Annotated in this window: 4 protein-coding genes; 1 reads left to right on the plus strand and 3 read right to left on the minus strand. The window is 50.1% G+C overall.

Annotation, left to right across the window (positions count from 1 at the left end):
* On the minus strand, positions 1-518 hold a 518-nt coding region (locus OES20_18950; GenBank protein ID MDH3636771.1), incomplete at its 3' end, for a DUF2459 domain-containing protein.
* A 319-nt stretch (positions 519-837) separates the two neighbouring features.
* Here OES20_18950 and OES20_18955 point away from each other — a divergent pair.
* Positions 838-1,953, plus strand: coding sequence for a CapA family protein (locus OES20_18955; GenBank protein ID MDH3636772.1), 1,116 nt, complete (start codon positions 838-840; stop codon positions 1,951-1,953).
* An 803-nt stretch (positions 1,954-2,756) separates the two neighbouring features.
* On the opposite strand, the gene OES20_18960 is transcribed toward OES20_18955, so the two are convergent.
* Both OES20_18960 and OES20_18965 read right to left on the minus strand, forming a co-directional pair.
* Positions 2,757-3,479: an adenylate/guanylate cyclase domain-containing protein gene (locus OES20_18960; protein ID MDH3636773.1), complete on the minus strand. Its 723-nt coding sequence runs from the start codon at positions 3,477-3,479 to the stop codon at positions 2,757-2,759.
* A gap of 36 nt (positions 3,480-3,515) precedes the next feature.
* Positions 3,516-3,719, minus strand: a 204-nt coding sequence (locus OES20_18965; protein ID MDH3636774.1) for a hypothetical protein, incomplete at its 5' end; no start/stop codon positions are given.

A 3,719-nucleotide genomic window follows, 5' to 3' on the forward strand; every position in this document is an offset into this window, starting at 1 on the left:
TAGGTTTCCCTAGACAGGTAAAACTTGCCATCACCGTACAGGGACGGGCCCAGTGGCTGACTGAGATCGGTTTCGTCAAGGGCATAACTGTTCTCCAGATAATGGCACAGGCGTTGGAAACCGGCCTCGGAGAGATCGATACGAATCACTTCGCTGCGTGGAAAATAATCTGTTACCGGACCGTGGAATCCCACGATGTGCAACACACTCGCGGTTGGCATAAATCCGGCCTTGAGCGTGATCCCGAGGCCTGGGTTCGGTGTCATGTAATAATCCTTGTCGCCCCAGCCCACCTCCAAATACTCCGCCCCGGGAAACTCGTTGTGCTGGGGCCAAATGCCCGCTGGAATGTCCGTGCGCTTGACCACGATCCCGGCATGCCAGCCATGACTGACGAGATAAATTGTTCTGAAAGGCTCGTTGGGGCCTGGCGGAAACAGGCCGTTGGGCGGGGAGGCGCAGGCAAACAGCAGCACCGACATCAATACGATGGCGGCATGGACCTGTCGCGCTCTCATCAGTGGCTACTCTGCATCGGATTGCTCTTACGATGAAGATAAATAAGATGATCCTGAAAAACCAGTGCAAATCGTCAAATCAGTCTGGCTATTTTATAAAACGCCGCCTGATGGAATCGGTAGAATCGGGTGTTTATACTTGATGCGATATCAATGATACGCGGTATGATTTTTTCTCGTTCTTGTTATCTGTCTAATCATACTGTTCATTATCATGACTGCTAAACCGAAATTCGCGGAGCTTTACGATTCCTGGCGCCACGTCTTGCTCCTGTTATTTGTTGCTGCAGCCTCGCCGGCTGTGGCGTATGCTGCCGGCATGCCGAAAAACCAGACCATCACCCTGTTCATGGCCGGTGATGTCATGACCGGTCGTGGTGTTGACCAGGTATTGCCTTACCCGGGAGACCCCCGTTTACACGAGTCGTATGTCAAGAATGCCGGGCGATATGTTGCGTTGGCGGAAGCCGCCAATGGTTCGATTCAAAAACCGCTTCAGTGTGAGACGCTGTGGGGAGTGGCCTTGCAGGAATGGCAGCGTATCGCGCCGGATGTGCGACTCGTTAATCTGGAAACGAGTATTACCACGAGTCGAGACTACTGGCCGGGTAAAGGCATCCATTACAAGATGCATCCAAAGAACATAACCTGCCTGGTCGAAGCCGGGATTGATAACTGCTCGCTCGCTAATAATCACGTACTGGACTGGGGTTACACCGGGCTTAGCGAGACGCTGGTATCGCTGTCCGCTGCCGGTATCAGTTTTTCAGGCGCGGGCGAAAATCGCCAGCAGGCGGAGCGGGCCGCGATAATCGGCGTGGCAGGGAAAGGCAGGGTCATCGTGTTTTCCTACGGTTTTCGATCGAGCGGTATATCTTCCGAATGGGCGGCGCAATCGGACAAAGCGGGTGTGAACCTGTTGCCGGATTTGTCAGCACGCACGGTTCAGCGGATTAGGCGAGAGGTCGAGGAGCTGAAGCAGGCTGGCGATATCGTCATTGCCTCCATTCATTGGGGCAGTAACTGGGGCTATGCCGTCCCCGGGAGCCATATCGATTTTGCCCACCGGCTCATTGACGAGGCCGGCGTTGATGTGATCCATGGCCATTCTTCACACCATCCGAGACCACTTGAGGTATATAACGACAAGCTGATTATTTATGGCAGCGGCGATTTCATCAACGACTATGAAGGCATCGGCGGTTACGAGGAATTTCGGGATGATCTGGTGCTCATGTATTTCGCCGATATCGATCCGGGTTCCGGAAAACTCGTTCAATTGCAACTGGTACCGATGCAGATAAAACGGTTCAGTCTGCAGCGTGCCTCGGAAGCCGACAGCCAGTGGCTGCAGCAAACTCTGAACCGCGAAGGCCGGTTGATGGAAACCCGTCTAAAGCTAACCGAAGACCTTGTACTAACCCTGGAAAAATAGGCCTCTAATTGATCGTGATGCGCATGGAGTTTTGCGGGGATTAGTTGTGTATTGTTATGCATCGTGGTGCAAAGTCCCGCAACGGACGTCCCATAAGTTGTTGAAAAATATAGAAATATAAGTCACTGCTCTTTTTGAAAATCCTCGTGTCGGTGCCGAATGCGGACCAGTTCGATTCCGCCCCTGGGCACCAATTTTATCCTAAAAATCAATAACTTATGATCTGCAGCTTGCTGCAAAGTTGGTATTTTCGTTGGTTTAATGCGGGAGTGTTCCTTAAAATTGTTGGTGCCCCTGAATTTGCTGACCGCACCTCCTTTTTAGCCAAGAGGCCACTGGTAAGAGCAGAGCTTTAATCCAAGAGGAATTTTTGTTGGTACAAGTGTTGGTAACTTACCTACGAGAATCTAGGCAAAGAACTTATGTTCAGCGACTTACGTGCAGGATTCGATTCCACCCCTAGCACTATCTTTCGAAATTCGAAGCTCTGTTCCCAAAGGCGGACGCTCAAAATACTGCCATGGGAGGCGACCCTCGGCCAAAAACGAACGCCCGGTTATTTGCTGTTCAAGCTAGAAATTTTGGCCCTTCCCAATCAAAATGCAAAAGCACGTGCTAAGTCGAAAAGACTACATGTAATCATTCATCAACCAATCTTTAATCTCTCCTACGCAGAATCTTACCGACACCCAGGGGGTAATCGGCGGTTTCACGCATCCCTGGATTCAAAACTACGACGACTGAATAGAATCCGAACCGCGTCTCGAAAAAACGGCAGCTCCGATATTTGGAATAACTATTTATCAAGCCACCACCGAGATTTTTTCGGCATCGGCAAGACTGGATTCCAGATAGTGCGGCGTATCGATTTCGATCCAGAAAACATTTACCGGCGTGCTGATGTTTTTCACATACTGTTTCCCAATGGCGACGAAGCTGAGTGGCCCATGATCATCGAGCTCCTGTATGACCGACTCTGAGACACAGATTCCCTTTGAGCTTGCAAGTCTCTCAAGCCTGGCGGCGAGATATGCCGCGTTACCGTAGAAGTCGTCTTTATCCGCGATTACATCTCCAAAACTGATACCGATTCGTAACAGTAATTGTTGATCAGGGTGGGAATTAGCATTTCGTTGACGGATTGCCAGATGAACATTGATCGCGCAATGCAAAGCGCTGTCAGCATCATTAAACTCTGCGAGGATGGCATCACCGGCAAAGTGCGCAACCGTGCCGTTATTCGCGGCTATATGCGCCTTCATGATTCTCATGCATTCGACCAAACACAGATGGGCCCCTTCTTCGCCTTGTTCCGCAAGCTGGTTATAGTCGGCGATGTCCGCGTAAATTATTCCGGCCTGTTTGCACTTTAAGTTACGCGGCATTGTGGCCTGGTGCGCCTCATCGCCATCTGGCCTGATGTAGCCTGAAACAATTACGGACGTATCGCTCTTGTTCTCGGGTGAAGAATCATCCGTATTGTTTCGACTGAATAAGCTGATCATATTCTTTATCATTAACTTCATTGGGTTACCCACCTGGATGTGTCAGGTATTCCTCGTTTAATTGACGCTTCCTATGATCGTAAAAATAGAAATGTTTGTATGTGGCATTTCACACACGCGAACGGGGACAATCGGTGAGCGCAATAAGGGCGAGTGGTTTTGAGTAAATGGAATCAAGGTGGGTTTACAAAAATTTGCGCTTGCAGCGATCAATCTCTTGATGAGAACCATGCTTGATGTGGTAAAAACCACATACCCGTG

It is taken from the genome of Gammaproteobacteria bacterium (assembly GCA_029862005.1).
Classification (GTDB): Bacteria; Pseudomonadota; Gammaproteobacteria.

Bases quoted from the DNA above. Each gene is read 5' to 3' on its own strand.
- OES20_18960 (MDH3636773.1), bottom strand. From the start codon at position 3,479: ATGAAGTTAATGATAAAGAATATGATCAGCTTATTCAGTCGAAACAAT.
- OES20_18955 (MDH3636772.1), top strand. From the start codon at position 838: ATGCCGAAAAACCAGACCATCACCCTGTTCATGGCCGGTGATGTCATG.